We start from the raw sequence: 16,877 nt of genomic DNA on the forward strand, positions 1-16,877 counted from the left end.
TCAGATAGACTCGCGCAAATAGCGTGCGGTATAGTTGTTTTCCTCCTTCATTAAATCGGCTACCGTCCCCTGAAAAACCAAGTGACCTCCGCCATGACCTCCTTCTGGACCTAAATCCAACACCCAGTCGGCAGATTTAATCACTTCTGTATTATGCTCGATGATTAAGACGCTATGCCCCTGCTCGATGAGTGCATTTAAGGAAAATAACAACTTATTAATATCGTGCATATGCAGCCCTGTCGTCGGCTCATCGAAAATAAAGAGAATGTGATCCTTCGCTTTCCCGGTAGGCTTGTTCAGATAAGCCGCGAGCTTCACCCTTTGGGCCTCGCCCCCAGAAAGCGTATTCGATGACTGCCCCATCCCAATGTAGCCAAGTCCCACTTCTTGCAAGGGCTGCAACCTATTTATAATCGCTGTTTTATCAGCGAAAAACGCCATCGCCTCGTCGATCGTCATGGCCAGCACATCTGCAATCGTTTTTTCCTTATAGGTCACATCAAGAATCTCCTGCTTGAAACGCTTCCCTTTACAGGCCTCACAGGTCAGGTGGATATCCGCCATAAACTGCATTTCGACCGTCACGGTTCCCTCTCCCTGACAGGCTTCACAGCGACCGCCATCCACATTAAAGCTAAAGAATGCAGGCTTATACCCCCGCTGCTTCGAGGTACTCTGCTCGGCATAGAGCGCACGAATTGGGTCATAGGCCTTCACATAGGTAACCGGATTCGAGCGGGAGGACTTGCCGATGGGGTTTTGATCCACAAATTCCACCTGCGTGATCTCTTCCACATCTCCCTCCAGACGATCGAATTTGCCGATCTCCTCCTGCACCAGCCCGAGCCGCTTCGAGAGGGCCGGATATAAAATTTTCTTGATAAGAGTAGATTTTCCCGATCCCGACACACCCGTAACCACCGTTAAGCAGCCCAGAGGAATGCGGGCATCGACCTGCTTCAGGTTATGCTCGCGTGCACCGCGAATCTGAAGAAAATGCTTCGGCTTCCGGGGACTTCGCCCACTGTCGATCTTCGCAGCGCCGTTTAGGTAGCGGGCGGTGTGGGTGTGGCCCTGGGCCAAAAGCTGCTCTAAGCTCCCCTGAAACATCAGCTGTCCGCCATGCGCTCCCGCATCTGGGCCGATATCGATCAACTCATCCGCAGCGCGCATAACTTTCTCCTCGTGCTCTACCACGATCACTGTGTTTCCCAGATCGCGCAGCGACTTCAGCACTTCGATCAGCCGATCCGTGTCGCGCGGGTGCAGCCCGATGCTGGGCTCATCTAAAATATACATGGATCCTACCAAGGCAGACCCTAAAGAGGTCGCCAGCTTAATCCGCTGAAACTCTCCACCAGAAAGACTAGAAGTCAAGCGGTTTAGGGTCAGATAACCCAGTCCCACTTGCACCATATAACTGAGGCGGCTAATAATTTCTTTTAATAGTCTACGCGCTACCTTTTCATCCGCCTCCGACAGCTGAAGCTCTTGGAAAAAGACCAAGGCCTCATCGATGGGCAGTAAGACCGCGTCGATAATGGAGCGACCACCTACTTTTACATACGCGGCATCCTTGCGTAAGCGCGTCCCCCTACAGTCCGGACAGGTCGTACGCCCGCGGAAGCGGGAGAGCAGTACACGGTACTGAATCTGATGGGTACGGCCACTCAGCTCATCGAAAAAAGCATCTAGCCCTTTAAAATAACTATTCCCTTTCCAGAGAATCTCTTTATGCCAGTCGTCTAGCTCCTCATACGGGCGATGAATCGGGAAATCGAACTCTATCCCAGACTTGAGCAGTGGCTTCAGCCATTTCTGCATCGTCTCTCCGCGCCAGGGCGCAATGGCCCCCTCGTAAACCGAAAGGCTTTTATCGGGAAACACCAGATCCGGGTCTATGCCCAAGACAGAACCAAAGCCCTCACACGTTTTGCACGCGCCATAGGGGTTATTAAAGCTAAAAAAATTCACGGAGGGCACCTCGAAGCTCATCTCATCCAGCTCAAAGCGATCCGAGAAGGTCTGCACGCCCAGCTCCGGCGCGATCACCTTACAGTCGCCATGCCCTTCGAAGAAGGCCGTTTGGACGGAGTCCGCTAACCGAAACTGCAAGTCCTCATCACCTACCTGAATAACTGCACGGTCGATCAAAATTTCGTACTCCCCCTTGGGCAACTTTTTCTGCCCGACCAGTTCTTCCACAAAGGCCACCTCACCATCGACTAAAATCCGGGTATAGCCCTTTTGGAGCAGCAGCTCCAGCTCCTGTGCGAGGTCGCGATCTTCTCCGATACGCAGGGGACAGGTAAGCATCAGGCGCGCCCCATCCCCTAGGCCGAACATGTAGTCAACTACGTCCGACACCGTGTGGCGCTTCACCTCCTCCCCACTCACGGGAGAATACGTTTTACCCACACGGCTAAAGAGCAACTTTAGGTAGTCGTAAATCTCCGTCGTGGTGCCCACAGTAGAGCGAGGATTTCGGGTGTTCACTTTCTGCTGGATAGCGATCGCAGGAGATACCCCTTTGATGTATTCCACATCCGGTTTTTCCATCCGTCCGAGAAACTGTCGGGCATAGGAGCTGAGACTTTCCACATACATCCTTTGGCCTTCGGCAAAGAGTGTGTCGAAAGCCAGCGAAGACTTACCCGAGCCCGATAGCCCTGTGACCACCACAAGCTTATTTCGTGGGATCGCCACATCGACTCCCTTTAAATTATTTACGCGGGCATTTTTTATGATGATAAAGGCCTTCGGGTCTAACGACTCGATGGCGACTTTTTCCTTAGATTCCACTACTTTCATGAGCTACAAAGTTACCATTTAACCCCTGTTTTTCGCAAATTGTTAACGCATTCCTTTTACAGCGGGAAGAAGAGGATAAAAAACGCTTCTGATCGTGTGCAAAAGGCATAAATGAGGGCACCTGTGACAATTGTTACTGATTTCTGTCATCAAAAAGAAGACCTTTATGAAAATTGGGTATTCCTATTTGAATAAAATCAAGGCAGAAATGCCTACTTCCCTGATTTTTTTATTCCTAGAACACCAAAGCGTAGCACAAAAATGAATTATTCGAAGCGAGATTTTCTAAAGAAATTAGGTGTCATCAGTGCCGGTTCCGGCTTTATCACCCTGGGTACCGGCATGGCAAAAACGGCAACTGCTGCACCGAAAGATCCGAAAAAACCTTTTAAACTTACCCTTTTACAGACCACAGATGTCCACTGCCAGATCCATCCTCATGATGAAATGTTCTGGGAAAATGAACAGATGGTGTTCCGTAAAACGGGTGGCTATGCGCATTTAGATACCGCATTAAAGCAGCTAAAAGCAGATGCAGATGATGCACTCATCATCGACACAGGGGATATGTTTCAGGGCTCTAAGCTCTCCGTGAAAACAACCGGAGAAGCGATGGTACCGATCTTAAACGCTTTGGACTATGACCTCTATCTGCCGGGCAACTGGGAGGTGGTTTATTATAAAGAAGCCATGCAGCGTCTCTTAGGTGCGCTGAATGCTCCGAAGGTGTGTGCCAATATGTACCATGAGGCAGCGGATGGCTCGCGAGGAGAACTTGTCTTCCCTCCTTACTACATCTGGCATATTAACGGTGTGAAAATCGGATTCTTGGGCTATACCGATCATTTAGTGCCGAAACGCCAGTCTCCGAACTACAGCAAAGGCATCATTTATACCCCACCGGAACATAATTTAGCCCATTACGCTGATGTGCTTAAAAAGCAAGAAGGTTGTGCCTTCGTGGCCGTAATCGCCCACTTGGGACTATCCCAACAGCTCGCTTTGGCAGATATGCCAGCATGCGAGGGCATCGACTATATCTTAGGTGGTGATACCCACGAACGTGTTCGCGTGCCAATTCAGCGTAAGTACGCTAAAGTAGTAGAGCCAGGCGCTTTTGGTAGCTTTATCGGTAAGCTAGAAATCACCATTCAGGATGGCAAAGTAATCGAAGATACCTATGAACTCGTGGAGGTGGACATAGAAAAATACCCCGCTTCACCGCGCGTGCAGGCCATTATCCAAGAAAATGAGGCTGCTTATGAGCAGGACATTAACCGGGTAGTAGGTTACAGCACTGTGCCGCTCTACCGCTATTTCGTGATCGAAAATACGATCGACACCATGATCCTAGACGCCATCAGCTGGAAAGTGCCCGATGTAGACATCGTTCTGTCAAATGGATTCCGCTTTTGCCCGCCTAGGGCCACGCCGGATGAGACAGGGAATATTCCGATTACGGCTGGCTACATTTTCGACATGCTTCCTGTGGATAGTGTAATCCGGAAAGGAGAAGTGACCGGCTCCCAAATTAAAACTTGGCTAGAAAAAGAACTTAACAATGTCTTTGCTGAAGAGGCCAGTAAACGTTTCGGAGGCTGGGTCATTAAATTTAAAGGAATGGACATTACGTTTCATGCCTTCGGCAAAGAGGGGGAACGGGTGCAGTCCATCCATGTAAAGGGTCAGCCACTCGTGCTCGACAAGACCTATACGGTGACAGCCTGCGAGCGGGATGGAGATCCGGAAGACGTTTTATGTCGCTTAGACGGCGTCAAAAACTCGGAAAACAAACCCTTTACACTGCACGAGGCGCTGATGAGTTACCTAGAGGAACATTCTCCGGTAACACCGACGCTTCGCGAAAGTGCGAAAGCACTAGACGCCCCACAGACTTTGCTCACGCAGGTTTCCGGGGTCCCTTACACCTTCCGATAATCACATGCATGCCAGCTCTCCAGTAGAGCTGACTGCTTTCTTAGCCCTTTTATGCCTACGATGTTTCAGCGAATACTCCGCTTTAGCCTGCTGGTGGTGGGCTTCTTCCTGTCAGAATCGGCGCTAGTTGCGCAGCACCAGGAGCTTCAGCAGGAGCCCAATCTTTGGCGTGGCCGGGAGACAGTAGCAAAAGATACCAGCTCCCTACTTTACGCCCTGCAGCAGGGACGTACTGAGGTTGCCTTCCGTTCCATGTTTATCGCCACCACGAATGAGGGGGATTTAACGAATGCCTATGCACTGGCCGCTGGAGGTGGTTTACGCTATGAATCTTCTTCCTTTCATGGCTTTCGTCTCGCTGTAAGTGGCTTTTATATCTTTAACGTTTTTTCCTCTGATCTCGCAGCTCGCGACCCGATTTCTGGTGGCAGAAACCGCTATGAGGTGGCCCTTTTCGACGTACAAAACCCCGGAAACAGGGGCTCTATCGAACGACTAGAAGAATTTCACCTGAAATATGTTAAAAATGGCCATACCATCACCTTCGGTAAACAGCTGATTAACACACCTTTCATCAACTTACAAGACGGACGCATGCGCCCTACGGGTGTTGACGGCCTTTGGTACCGAAACCGTGGCTTTCTGGGTCGCGCAGGAGTAGAGGGAGGTTGGATTTACCGCGTAACGCCGCGTGCCACCACGCGCTGGTTCTCGGTGGCAGAATCCATCGGTGCCTATGGCGCTGGCGTGAACCCAGATGGGGGGCCAGCCCAGTATTCAGGAAACGTAAGCAGCCGAGGGGTCGCCATGCTGGGCATCAACCGACGCATCTCTCCCTCTTGGGTCATCAGCATCTGGAATAAATATACCGATAATGTGTTTAATACTGCCATGGTGCAACTCGATGGACGCATACCTTTAGATACCCAGACCGACCTGATCATCGGGCTCCAAGGCCTTCGACAAGATGCACTCAGTGATGGCGGAAATCCTGACCAACAAAAAACCTACTTCCTACGTGGTGGAGAGGCGAATACCTTCGGTGGTCGTATCGGCTTGCGCCAAAATCGCCTCAGCGCTTCGCTCAACTATAACCGCATAACCGCTCACGGTCGCTACCTGATGCCGCGGGAATGGGGGCGTGAGCCTTTCTTTACCTTTATGCCGCGGGAGCGAAATGAAGGCTTCGGAGATGTACATGCATTCATGAGCAAGGTGGACTATAGCTTTCCCAAGCAGCGCACGCAAGTGGCCTTTGCCGCAGGCTACTTTAACCTTCCGGATGTGAAAAAAACTTCACTCAACAAGTACGGTGTACCCTCCTATGTCCAGCTCAACACAGATATCGGCTACACCTTTTCTAATGTCCTCGACGGACTAGAGGCACGGATCCTGGTCGTGGGTAAAATCGGCGTCGGAGAAACCTACGATAATCCTATTTTTGTGTTCAATAAGGTGAATATGATGAATTACAACATCGTCATGAATTACCATTTTTAAGGCTGGAAAGGAAGCTTATCCAGGTCAACGTTCCCCCCTGAAAGGATGATGCCGACCTTCTGCCCTTTAAAGCGCTCCGGGTGGCGCAGCACTGCCGCCAAGGGTACCGCGCAGCTAGGTTCAATCACGATTTTTAGTCGCTCGTAAATGAGGCGCATCGCCTGGATGATTTGTTCGTCTGTCACGGTGAGCACATCGTCCACATGCTCGAGGAGCAACTGAAAATTCAGCTCTCCAAGTGAGGTGAGGAGGCCATCTGCCAGGGTATTCGGTGCTACCATGGGAATACGTTCTTTCGCTTTAAAGGAGCGAAAGGCATCGTCGGCCCCTTCCGGTTCTGCGGCGATGACCAGCACCTCTGAGCGCAGCGCTTTGCTGACGATGGCGGTACCTCCGAGGAGGCCACCACCACCTACCGGGCACAGGATCACATCGAAATCTCCTTCTTGTTCCCACATTTCTAGAGCACAGGTCCCCTGTCCTTCGACGACGTCAGGATGATCATAGGGCGGAATGAAGGTAGCTCCAGTTCGTTCCACTACCTCCTGCAGGGTACGCTCACGCGCCTGAAGCGTGGGAGCACAAAAAAGAATCTCTCCTCCATAGGCCTTTACGGATTTCTTTTTTATCTCGGGAGCGGAGGTGGGCATGACGATATAAGCGGGGATGCCGACACTAGCCGCTGCTCGAGCCAGGGCTGCAGCATGATTTCCACTGGAATGTGTGGCCACCCCTTTTGCGCGCATTTCCGCTGAAAGCTTGAGCACCGCATTCGCTGCACCTCGTGCCTTAAAGGCCCCTACGCGCTGAAAATTTTCGCACTTAAAATAGAGGTCCGCCCCACTTAGAGCGTTTAAAGAGGCAGATTGTAAAATCGGTGTGCGGTGCACAAGTCCTTGGATGCGGTGGGCCGCTTCCTGAATGGAACTAAGGGTAGGTACAGCGAGTGGACGCGGCATAAGAAATGTATTTTTCAAGTAAAAATAGCCAAAACCAAGGGATTCCTACTATTTTTGAGCACACGAATTGCGCCTCCGGCGCAAAATTAACCTTTCGATGTATGCTGCCACTTCCTTCGGAACCTGCTTTTCCGGTATTAGGCGTTCCGCTGACCCTGGAAAATACCTGTACCCTCGATCTCTCTCCCTCGAATCCCCTTCTGGAAAAAGTGGAGATTCGGGATACAGCTGCCTTCACGCAGTTTATTCAAGCCTCCTGCGGGGATAAAATTGGTTTTGGGGGATATGGGGAGCATCGGGCAGTTTACCAGCGCTCGCCTGTTTTCGCGACCGAAAACCAAGATTTTCGGGACATCCACTTGGGCGTGGACTTATGGACGGAGGCGGGCAGCCCCATTTTCGCGCCATTGGAGGGGTTCATCCACAGCTTCCAGGATAATGCTGGCTTCGGAAATTATGGACCTACCCTGCTGCTGGCGCATCCTATGGGCGAAAAAACGCTCTACAGCCTTTATGGGCATTTGGCACTGGAAGACCTCAAGCAGTACACGGTAGGCGCGAGAATCGAGAAAGGACAGCGCATCGGCACCATCGGCCCCTATCCGGAAAACGGAGACTGGCCGCCGCATCTACACTTTCAGTTGATGTGGGAGCTACTGGATCATGTCGGAGATTTTCCCGGGGTTTGCGCGCGGAAAGACTGGCCAAGCTTCGCGGCTAATGGCCCGGATCCGAATCTGCTCTTAGGATTTCCCGGCGCCAGGTCTGTGAGGTAGGCGCTGCATAGGAGGGTTAGTTACTTTTTTTACTTTTTTTGGCCCTGGGCCAAAGTAATCAGCCGAATACCTTCTAAGGTCAGGAAACGGTCTGTCAGGTCGAAGCTCCCGGCTAGTGGATGTAAAATCGAGGAGAGTCCCCCAGTGGCCACGATGCTGCAGCGGTAGCCGAGTTCTTCCTGTATGGTCTGAAGCATGCCTTTTACTAAGCTGGTATAGCCGTAGAGTACGCCAGCCTGAATGCTGTGCACAGTGTCTTTCCCGATGGCCGAACTTGGCAGCTCCAGAGCCACCTCGGGAAGCTTGGCGGTATCGGTAAAAAGCGCGCGCATAGCAGTTTTCAATCCAGGAAGGATGTTTACGCCCATGATTTGGCCCTCAGGCCCTATCACGGTAAAGGTTAGGGCGGTCCCAAAATCCACGATGATGCAGGGGCCTAAAAAGCGCGTGTAAGCCGCCACCGCATTACACATGAGATCCGTACCGATTTCGTCTGGCTTCGTTGTTTTTACAGGGAGTCCGGCATAACTGCTCCCCTGGATGAGGTAGGGGGAGCGGCCGAAAAAGCGGCGGCAAAAGTCCTCTAAGGGCTCAATGCGCTCCGGGACGACGGACGAAAAGCCGATGGCACTTAAGGCATCGTGTCCGATCCGATGCTCCAGCATGTAGAGATGCATTTCCTTTTCCAGCTTGGCGAGGGAAAAGCCCCCTTGGGAGCTGATCCTGTACTCATGCGTCCAGCGCTGCTGCTGTTCATCATAAAAAGCGAAAACGACGTTCGAGTTACCGGCATCGATGGAGAGAAACATGTGTATGTGGTGTTTTCGTGTCATCAAACCTACTTTATTTTCTCCATTTCCGAAAATTTTTCCCACTTTTCCCCCGTGGATGCCCCGCATCAAGGCCTTTTTTAATAACTTGAGGCATGTTTACGATTCGAGAAGGAAGAAAAGAAGATTTACCCCGCACGCTGGAGCTAATCCACGAGCTGGCAGTGTATGAAAAAGCACCCGAAGAGGTGACCAATACGGTGGAGCGTATGGAAAAAGAGGGTTTCGGTGCGCAGCCGGCCTATGGGTTTTATGTCGCCGAGCGCCAAAGTGATGGCTACATCGTGGGCATTGCGGTGTACTACTACCGCTACAGTACCTGGAAGGGGCGGCGCCTCTATCTGGAGGACATCGTGGTGACCGCCACGGAGCGTGGCAAAGGTGCCGGCAAAGCGCTCTTCGATCGGGTACTGGAAAAAACGATGGAGGAAGCCTGCTCCGGAATGACCTGGCAGGTGCTCGACTGGAACCGCCCCGCCATCGCTTTTTATGAACGTTATGGTGCGGATTTAGATGGGGAATGGATTAACTGCAACATGCAAGCGACCGAAATCGCTGTTTATCTGGCTAAAAAGTAGGAAAAGATGCAGGTAGAATTAACAGGCAAGCGGGTTTTAGTCACGGGTGCTTCTCGTGGTATCGGCCATGCGCTGGCCCGCCACCTCCATGCAGCAGGAGCAGAGGTGCTCATTCATTTTGGCAGACAGCAGCAGGCAGCGGCAGAGCTGGCAGCGGCGCTGGGGGAGCGTGCTCATCCCGTGCAGATGGACCTCAGTAAACTGGACGAGCTGAGCGCTTGGTTCACAGGCCTCCGCGAGCGCTTCGGACCTATCCATTCCCTGGTGAATAATGCCGGTGTAGCCCATGCGGTCGCCATGGAAGCGGAGGAATCCCAGTGGCTGGCCCTGTGGGAGCACACCTTTCAGGTGAACGTGGGTGCCGTGGCAGTGCTTTGCAAAGCCTTCATTCAGCATGCGATTGCGGATGGACATTCAGGTAGAATCGTAAATATCGCTTCTCGAGCTGGTTTTCGAGGCGATACACCGGAATACCTGGCCTATGGTGCCTCTAAAGGCGCTGTGCTCAGCCTTACCCGTAGTATCGCCCGGTATTATGGAAAAAAAGAGATCATGGCCTTTAATGTGGCGCCCGGATTTACGCGTACGGACATGGCGAAAGACTTTATTCAGCGCTATGGCGAGGACTATGCGCTAAACGATATTGCCTTAAATAAGCTAACTGAGCCGGAGGACTTGGCGCCCATCGTAACCCTACTTTGTTCAGGATTGGCCGACCATGCGACGGGAACCAGTATCGATATAAATGCAGGCAGTTATGTGCGCTGAAGCGCAAACTTTCCCGCATAAGGGGTGTTTTTAGTAAAAAAACCCCTTATGCCTGCCAAGAAAGATGAAATTTTCACCCCCGAGATGGTGAAAATCTTGAAAATTTTCGGACTAGGTTCCCTCCTCTTTGTGTTTCTGCTCTCCTTTTTTAATGAACGGCGCGCAGATAACAGCGGCGACTCCGCACCTGAAATGCGTGTAGGAACGGCAGATCGCATGTATTTCCATAATATGCGTGCCTCGAATTATGAGCGTGAAGGGCGAAAAGATGCCAAGATGAGCATCTTTCGGCATCGAAAACGCACGCAAGAAGCTGCCTATCCACTTTTAAATTTTTCCATTTTAATCAACTGGGTAAAGGATGAGGCCTACATTTATGTGGAGCCTAATTTCGAAGAGCTTCCGATACATCTACGCTGGCAAGATGAAGAGGGCGTCCAGAGTGGAGAGGTTCTTTTTCAGGGAGGGGATAAATTTGCTCACTATTACTTTGCTCGTGAGCTATTCCCGCTATTAGAAGAGTCTAGGCAGTTTGAACTCCTCATGGAGGGCGAATGGGTCCCCGTCCTTGAAAACGAAAAAGAACAAGACATCCTCAAGACCACGCTTCAGGATTACTTTCGCATGACAAATTTAAAGTTGCCCGCTTCTTAGGAAAAGGTACCCTGGCTTATTTTCAGCTATTGAGCACGTATGACGTCTAGAGATTTTGCGCCGCACCCACCGAGACTGCTCCGAAATCCTGCATCTTTTCTCTAAGTTGACCCTTCAGCGCATGGCGGTATAGGTCAAAGCGGCGCTCCCCCACTCTGCTTTGATAGGCGTAGCCGTCATCGATGAGCATGGGCTTAAACTGAAGTCTATACACCGGTTTGAGCGTCTTGTTTTTTTGCACTTCGTGCAAAGTATACGTCCTTCCTTCTTTAATTTTTGGATCCCAGGTAAGCATGTAGCTATCTCCACGTGTATAATCGATGTAAGCAAGCATTTCCGTTTCCTTCCCATAGGAGTTAAATTTGCTGATCTGTTTGGCATTATCTGCATGTATAGCGATCAGGGTTTTATAATCTGGCAGCCAACTGTACGCTATATCCTGCGCATACCAAAATTTAATGTAAAACGATTCACTCGGCTCTAGCGGTGGTCCCTTGGGTCTGAAAATTGTGACGGTATCTGCATAGGAAATATCTGTGTAATGAAACGGCGGATTTTCACGCATGCGATAATAACCATAATACCCCATACGCCTGGGATTCACTTGTGGCATCAGCGGTCGATTGATAGAATAAAGAACATACCGTGCATCATTTTCTCCTGCTCCTGCTATCGGAGTCATACCAAAAAGGTGATAGGGGGTTAAAAACATGTGTGCCGTCTGAATGATCCGTGGGCGATCATATAGGTCATAGGCTTCTTTAACCTGCAAGCGACCGTTTTGTATTTCTATGATAATGCCCATAGAAATCTCCAAGACACTAAAAGTGTGCTCACTCAGACGTACCAGGTGTGAGGAAGACTCTACTTTCATTTCATCCACGATGAGGTTTTGTTTATCCAGCAGGTATAATTTGCGCCTAAGAAAGTTTCTATCATTAGAGAATAAGAGTAGCTTATATTCTCCCATGGGCAGATAAGAGGTTACTTTACAATTTTCACAACCATAAACCAGCTCGGGCCCCTCTTCCTGCGCGAAAGAGGAAAACGGACATAATAATAATAAACTACTGACCAAGAAAATAATCTGAATTATAAGCCGAAAGCTTTGCATAATAAATTTTTTCATTTATTTCAGTAACGAGTAAGGGGCCAAATGCATTTAAATCATATCTCAAATACACTTTTAGTTCTATAACTCCAATCCTTCATAGTTATCACAACTAGTTAGGAGACTTATCGTAAGGAAGATAAAGAGATAGAAATATTTTATTTTCTTCATAATAGCTATACATGATATGTAAACCTTTTTCCGTAACAAAACTAAATTGTGGATTTAAGCTTGGAGTATCGATAGGGGTTTTACCGACTATATCTAGCTTTTCGTTTAATATGTACAAAGTCCAGGATGCCTCTAGAGGGGTAATTTTCTCCCCTGTAACCTTACGTAAATCTGAGGATTCTTTAAAAAATCGGTAATAGAGGTTTCGATAAGGATCATAAAGTAAACGTTGAAACCAGGGGCTTGCAGTGTAATGATTTACAAATTTTTGCATATCGTCCTGAAATTCTACTCCATTATTATGAATAGAATTCCACGCAGCATAAACATGTTGTTTAATTTCTTCTTCTCCCACTGTATAAGCATAGATGGATGGCTCGGCGGGAAAAGTAACTAAAAAGGTGTTTTCTTTCGTATGCGTCAGTGCAGGTTCCCGTAATACATCAAAATAACGGTCTTTTTTGTAACGCTCTGGATAGGTTCCAAATGTCTGAAGTACCTCACCCTTTTTGGGATCAACTACAGCAAAACGATGTTTGTGATAGTAAGCTTTCGATTTTACTGGAACGTCGGGATAAACGGGTAAAACCCAAAAGTGAGGCAAGAAAAAAGGATCTTGGCCTGCATATTTAGCACTTACGGGATAAAGATTAGCTCCCTTATCGTCTACAAGTTTTAAAGGATAACTTCCTCTATAACCTTTTTTAACGGAAAAAACTTGAAATTTTCGTTCTCGATCTACAAGTGTCACGATACTATCCCGACTAAATACATGGAAGATGTCTAAATCAGCATCTACAGCGCCAGGCCCCTCCTCCTCAAAGGTCAGATGAAAACACGCTTCTGGATTATTCTTAGCAAATGGAATAAAATCTAGACTTAAGCGCTGTCTATTAAAACCCACTAAAAACTGTTCTTCCCCTTCAGTATAAATTTGGTATAAATCATAAAAGGGAAGGCTTTTATCATCCATATAGAGACTTAAATTTTGAACTAGCTCTAAGTCTATCGATTGCTTGGAGGCAGGGTGCTCGATTAGCCGAAAATTAGCTACAGAAGCATTCGGTTTATTGCACGCCATTAAGATAAGAAGTAAGCTGCTCTGGAGTATAAGTCTCCAAAGCAGCGTAACATTATTGCACCGAGCCATTATCTCCTAACGTTTGGTCAACATAGTAAACTGTGGCAGCGACAACACCTACAATGGCAACAACTGCCCCGGTGTCTTTCCATATACAAATTTTCTTCCCTGGACAGGTGTCACCCACCTGCTTGCATTTATCAGCCTGACTGATACGACAAAACTCTAATTCTTTCTTATTTTTATCTGATGAAGTATCAGAGGATGCTACAATAGGCTGATAAATACCGATAAACATTACCAATTGTACAAACGCAATTACTTTAGAGGTACATTTTTTCATATTTTTTATGGTTTATGTTAATAATTTAAACTTAATAAAAAAAACATACAGTACGCTATTTTGTTGATACTATTTTTGTATGAAAAAAAAAAAAACCAATAGAGATAGTCTATAAATCAACTTGCAAGGGGAATAACCTGCACTAAATCGTACTTTTGAATCAAGTGGATATTCCGGAACATGTTGCCCTCTCTACTCTAAAATGATTTTGAAGTTGAAACTTTGAGTTTCTCACTTCCCACAAAGACTATGGCGAAAGAAAGTCGAACAGGAAAATGGATATTAGTTCCCTCCAGTCGCTTTCCCATAATATCCTGTGTTTTGTTCGGTATATGTAAAACAAGAGTGCTTAATGGGGACTTCAATTCACATGCATCCTACAGTTGGTAGGTATCCCCTCATCAAAAAATTTTTCCAAATCAAAATCGAACGCATTACTGCTGTGCTTAGCGATGCCGTAAAGGGGATTCTTTGCGGCTTGATGGGCCTTATGTGTACACCTAAATCCTATGCTGTAAGCGCTAAACTGATATTTGTATAGAGGAGGAGTAGGTAAACTTTCGCCAACCATACTGTCCTAATAACTACTATGAAAATACCCCAGTGGCTATTAACAATCCATAAAAAGGCTCTCACCATTTAATAAATCGCCATGCACTTCGTGTATATATAAACCCCCCAAGCAGATGAAAACACTGCTCGGGGGATGGATAGCATACGAAATGCTTCCCTTTAAAAGCGTACCTGTAAGCTTGCCAGGAAATTCGTTCCCGCCATCGGATAAAAAAAGTTCTCTGTCACCAAAGCCCGACCCGCAGGCCCCTCATCCGGTAAAAAGTAACTAAACGTATAGCCATTTGGCTCATAGAGACGGTTAAAAAGATTATAAACCATAAATGTAGCCGTTACCTCAGGCAAAATCCCTGTTTGAAAGCGGTAGCTGGCGCGCAGGTCTGTCGTCCAAAACGCCTGCAGCATCCGGTCAGTATTCATGGTGTTATCTAAAAACTGGCTGCCCACATACTTCTGGAATAGATTCAACTCTAAGCCTTTTATGGGTTCAAAATCTATATTCCCCGCCGCCACTACATCAGGGGAAAAAGCCAGCGTCGTCTGCGTAAAGGTCTGCTCCTCCTGACGGAAAGTCTCCCCGGAAAAATCATCTATAAATGCCGTAAACTCTCGAATCTTATTGCGGCTAAAGGCCGCGTTACCTCCTACTCTCCACTTCGAGCTCAGCGCATAACCACCCATCAGCTCGATACCCGCACGATACGAATTATCCACATTATCCCGAACATAAGCGCCTACATCGTTCACCTGACCCGTCAGCACGAGTTGATCTCGATAATCCATCAAGTAAAAGGTGGCCTCATAATTCCATCGCCCACTCTTAGCGCGGATCCCTGCCTCCACATTCTGCATGCGCTCTGGGCGCGGAGCTCTATCTACGATGGGAGAATCTGTAAAATCCCGACGAACAGGCTCCCGATTCGCTACTGCATAACTTGCATATAAGGTCGCCCTATCCGATAAGAGATAGGAGAAACCGGCCTTTGGGTTCCAGAAGCTGAACTGTACCTCGCCACTCACATCCCGCAAGTCATTATTTATACCCTCGAAAGTATACCCAATACCTCGCCACTGCAGGTCTCCAAAAACATGGAAGCGCGGCAGCCATTCATAGGTGAACTTCGCATATACATTTACATCGTCCTTCGTGGCTACGTTATCGTAGTAGCGGTCGCGAATAGCATTATCCGCCGCAAACTGCATCCAGATTAACTCTCCAAAGTGGTCACCTACATAACGATTCGCTCCACCACCCACGATAGCATCCAAGCGCCCATCATCTGAAACATAATTTAAAGAGTACACCGCGCCATAGAAATCATTATCCAGCCAGCGACGGCGGATGATGTCCATACGCTCGATGCTTTGGCCTCCAATTTGAAGCGCCGGCAACCCATAATTACGCAGCCGATCATTCGGTCGGAACTGCTCAAAGTACCCCCTACCATAGGTGTAATGCAAGGCGGCATGGGCATTCCAGTTAGGCGCCAGCTGCCCCGTGTAAATGAGTTGATAATGATCCTGCTGATAATTATCTACCTGATTATCATAGGTATATGGATTAAACGTTCGCTGAGTAGCCAGCAGATGTTCCGGCACTCCTTCCCAGGCCTGATACGTTTCTTGCTGACCGGAAAAAATATTGACCTTCAGCATGTGCTTGTCTCCGTAATAGCCACCACTTACAAAAAAGGCCCGCATATCCGAGCTTGCTCGATCGATGTAGCCATCCGAAGTCAGTCGAGACAGGCGTACATCCATGGCCCAGCGATCCGCCAGCAGCCCCGTGCCCGCCTTCACGGTGTGGCGCAGCGTCCCGAAGGAGCCCACTCCATTATCCACCTCGGCGTAGGCCTCCTCTTCCAGCACATCGGTCTGAATGTTCAGGCTAGCACCGAAAGTCGCCGCGCCATTTGTGGAGGTTCCCACCCCACGCTGGATCTGAATGCTTTCCACCGACGAAGCAAAATCCGGCATATTCACCCAAAAAACGCCATGTGACTCGGCATCGTTAAGTGGAATACCATTAAGTGTCACATTAATGCGCGTTTGGTCACTCCCTCGAATCCGCAGGCCTGTGTACCCGATCCCCGCTCCCGCATCGGAAAAAGTCACCACGGAAGGCGTATAGTTCAGCAGCATCGGCAGGTCCTGCCCCAGGTTCAGCTTGCCCAGCTCCTGCTTATCGATATTTTGGAAGGTGGTCGGTACCAGCTCACTCGCGCGCGTCCCATACACCACGAAGGCCTCCGTCGTAAAGGTTTGTTCCTCTAAGGTAATGGTGAGCGGGCTACTTCGCGGCAGCTGTACCTCGATTCGCTGGGTCTTAAAACCGATAAAAGACACCTGCAGATGGATTTTGCCTTCGGCTAAAGCCTGAAAACGAAACTGCCCTTCGGCATCACTGATTTGGCCCTTTGGGGCTTCGCCCAAAACCATCAGCGAGGCTCCCGCTAGCGGCTGGCCAGCGCCATCGTAGACAGTGCCTTGCAGACTGTGCTGCGCCCAAGCACTCGTCCACTGAAGTAGGCCGAGCAGGCAGCATAAAACATACTTTTTCATGTGTAGAACTGGTAATAATGGTGAAACACAGGCTCTCCTGAGGTGAGAAAGCCCCTTAATGGTTTTACCCGAACGGCATAAAAATCCCTTTGGCGCGTGTGCGCACGATTTCCTGGAAAATTTTTAGACGTTTTCATGTTCCCTACGCCGGCATTACCCGGATCAGGTGGATGGGTATGATCTCAGCCCGTTATGTTAAGGCACCCCCTCATGATCGTG

13 protein-coding genes and 1 riboswitch are annotated in these 16,877 nt (G+C 48.9%); of the genes, 6 read left to right on the top strand and 7 right to left on the bottom strand.

Translation table 11 applies throughout. The features are described from left to right. A complete protein-coding gene (gene uvrA / locus ACXIT9_RS04705; RefSeq protein WP_458055076.1) occupies positions 1–2,814 on the bottom strand; it encodes an excinuclease ABC subunit UvrA in 2,814 nt (937 codons plus the stop codon). A gap of 261 nt (positions 2,815–3,075) precedes the next feature. On the opposite strand from uvrA, the gene ACXIT9_RS04710 reads away from it, so the two are divergent. Together ACXIT9_RS04710 and ACXIT9_RS04715 are read left to right on the top strand one after the other, a co-directional pair. Then, positions 3,076–4,752, top strand: a complete 1,677-nt coding sequence (locus ACXIT9_RS04710; RefSeq protein WP_458055077.1) for a bifunctional metallophosphatase/5'-nucleotidase — start codon at positions 3,076–3,078, stop codon at positions 4,750–4,752. A 60-nt stretch (positions 4,753–4,812) separates the two neighbouring features. Continuing rightward, positions 4,813–6,252, top strand: a complete 1,440-nt coding sequence (locus ACXIT9_RS04715) for an OprD family outer membrane porin (protein WP_458055078.1) — start codon at positions 4,813–4,815, stop codon at positions 6,250–6,252. On the opposite strand, the gene ACXIT9_RS04720 is transcribed toward ACXIT9_RS04715, so the two are convergent. Beyond that, positions 6,249–7,211, bottom strand: a complete 963-nt coding sequence (locus tag ACXIT9_RS04720; RefSeq protein ID WP_458055079.1) for a pyridoxal-phosphate dependent enzyme — start codon at positions 7,209–7,211, stop codon at positions 6,249–6,251. The genes ACXIT9_RS04715 and ACXIT9_RS04720 overlap by 4 nt on opposite strands. A gap of 101 nt (positions 7,212–7,312) precedes the next feature. Here ACXIT9_RS04720 and ACXIT9_RS04725 point away from each other — a divergent pair, with 101 nt between their 5' ends. Next, positions 7,313–7,987 (top strand): peptidoglycan DD-metalloendopeptidase family protein, encoded by a 675-nt coding sequence (locus tag ACXIT9_RS04725; RefSeq protein WP_458055080.1) that lies wholly within the window; start codon positions 7,313–7,315, stop codon positions 7,985–7,987. A gap of 29 nt (positions 7,988–8,016) precedes the next feature. On the opposite strand, the gene ACXIT9_RS04730 is transcribed toward ACXIT9_RS04725, so the two are convergent. Beyond that, the gene (locus ACXIT9_RS04730) at positions 8,017–8,820 is read right to left on the bottom strand and encodes a type III pantothenate kinase (RefSeq protein WP_458055081.1); all 804 of its coding nucleotides are present in this window, start codon (positions 8,818–8,820) and stop codon (positions 8,017–8,019) included. A gap of 92 nt (positions 8,821–8,912) precedes the next feature. Between ACXIT9_RS04730 and ACXIT9_RS04735 the strand changes: the two genes are divergently transcribed. Genes ACXIT9_RS04735 through ACXIT9_RS04745 form a run of 3 tightly spaced genes read left to right on the top strand, consistent with a single transcriptional unit; the run spans position 8,913 to position 10,817 of the window. Further along, positions 8,913–9,395: an N-acetyltransferase family protein gene (locus ACXIT9_RS04735; RefSeq protein WP_458055082.1), complete on the top strand. Its 483-nt coding sequence runs from the start codon at positions 8,913–8,915 to the stop codon at positions 9,393–9,395. 6 nt (positions 9,396–9,401) lie between these two features. Beyond that, positions 9,402–10,163 (top strand): SDR family NAD(P)-dependent oxidoreductase, encoded by a 762-nt coding sequence (locus ACXIT9_RS04740; protein WP_458055083.1) that lies wholly within the window; start codon positions 9,402–9,404, stop codon positions 10,161–10,163. A 48-nt stretch (positions 10,164–10,211) separates the two neighbouring features. Beyond that, the gene (locus ACXIT9_RS04745; RefSeq protein ID WP_458055084.1) at positions 10,212–10,817 is read left to right on the top strand and encodes a hypothetical protein; all 606 of its coding nucleotides are present in this window, start codon (positions 10,212–10,214) and stop codon (positions 10,815–10,817) included. A gap of 46 nt (positions 10,818–10,863) precedes the next feature. Here the strand turns inward: ACXIT9_RS04745 and ACXIT9_RS04750 are convergent, their stop codons facing one another. The 4 genes from ACXIT9_RS04750 to ACXIT9_RS04765 form a co-directional block, all read right to left on the bottom strand. After that, the gene (locus ACXIT9_RS04750) at positions 10,864–11,787 is read right to left on the bottom strand and encodes a hypothetical protein (RefSeq protein WP_458055085.1); all 924 of its coding nucleotides are present in this window, start codon (positions 11,785–11,787) and stop codon (positions 10,864–10,866) included. Between the two features lie 253 nt (positions 11,788–12,040). Continuing rightward, positions 12,041–13,249 carry a DUF4221 family protein gene (locus ACXIT9_RS04755; RefSeq protein WP_458055086.1) on the bottom strand — a complete coding sequence of 403 codons (1,209 nt, stop codon included), beginning with the start codon at positions 13,247–13,249 and terminating at the stop codon, positions 12,041–12,043. Continuing rightward, positions 13,233–13,523, bottom strand: coding sequence for a hypothetical protein (locus tag ACXIT9_RS04760; protein WP_458055087.1), 291 nt, complete (start codon positions 13,521–13,523; stop codon positions 13,233–13,235). Before ACXIT9_RS04760 ends, ACXIT9_RS04755 begins: the two co-directional genes overlap by 17 nt. Before the next feature lie 732 nt (positions 13,524–14,255). Then, a complete protein-coding gene (locus ACXIT9_RS04765; protein ID WP_458055088.1) occupies positions 14,256–16,658 on the bottom strand; it encodes a TonB-dependent receptor in 2,403 nt (800 codons plus the stop codon). A 122-nt stretch (positions 16,659–16,780) separates the two neighbouring features. Then, a riboswitch (TPP riboswitch) is annotated at positions 16,781–16,876 on the bottom strand. Between the last annotated feature and the right edge of the window lies 1 nt (position 16,877).

The sequence above is a fragment of the Nitritalea sp. genome (genome assembly GCF_054166705.1).

What these genes read in the sequence shown, in the direction of transcription:
- uvrA (WP_458055076.1), bottom strand. Translation starts at nt 2,814, where the DNA reads ATGAAAGTAGTGGAATCTAAGGAAAAAGTCGCCATCGAGTCGTTAGAC.
- ACXIT9_RS04710 (WP_458055077.1), top strand. Translation starts at nt 3,076, where the DNA reads ATGAATTATTCGAAGCGAGATTTTCTAAAGAAATTAGGTGTCATCAGT.
- ACXIT9_RS04715 (WP_458055078.1), top strand. Translation starts at nt 4,813, where the DNA reads ATGTTTCAGCGAATACTCCGCTTTAGCCTGCTGGTGGTGGGCTTCTTC.
- ACXIT9_RS04720 (WP_458055079.1), bottom strand. Translation starts at nt 7,211, where the DNA reads ATGCCGCGTCCACTCGCTGTACCTACCCTTAGTTCCATTCAGGAAGCG.
- ACXIT9_RS04725 (WP_458055080.1), top strand. Translation starts at nt 7,313, where the DNA reads ATGCTGCCACTTCCTTCGGAACCTGCTTTTCCGGTATTAGGCGTTCCG.
- ACXIT9_RS04730 (WP_458055081.1), bottom strand. Translation starts at nt 8,820, where the DNA reads ATGACACGAAAACACCACATACACATGTTTCTCTCCATCGATGCCGGT.
- ACXIT9_RS04735 (WP_458055082.1), top strand. Translation starts at nt 8,913, where the DNA reads ATGTTTACGATTCGAGAAGGAAGAAAAGAAGATTTACCCCGCACGCTG.
- ACXIT9_RS04740 (WP_458055083.1), top strand. Translation starts at nt 9,402, where the DNA reads ATGCAGGTAGAATTAACAGGCAAGCGGGTTTTAGTCACGGGTGCTTCT.
- ACXIT9_RS04745 (WP_458055084.1), top strand. Translation starts at nt 10,212, where the DNA reads ATGCCTGCCAAGAAAGATGAAATTTTCACCCCCGAGATGGTGAAAATC.
- ACXIT9_RS04750 (WP_458055085.1), bottom strand. Translation starts at nt 11,787, where the DNA reads ATGGGAGAATATAAGCTACTCTTATTCTCTAATGATAGAAACTTTCTT.
- ACXIT9_RS04755 (WP_458055086.1), bottom strand. Translation starts at nt 13,249, where the DNA reads ATGGCTCGGTGCAATAATGTTACGCTGCTTTGGAGACTTATACTCCAG.
- ACXIT9_RS04760 (WP_458055087.1), bottom strand. Translation starts at nt 13,523, where the DNA reads ATGAAAAAATGTACCTCTAAAGTAATTGCGTTTGTACAATTGGTAATG.
- ACXIT9_RS04765 (WP_458055088.1), bottom strand. Translation starts at nt 16,658, where the DNA reads ATGAAAAAGTATGTTTTATGCTGCCTGCTCGGCCTACTTCAGTGGACG.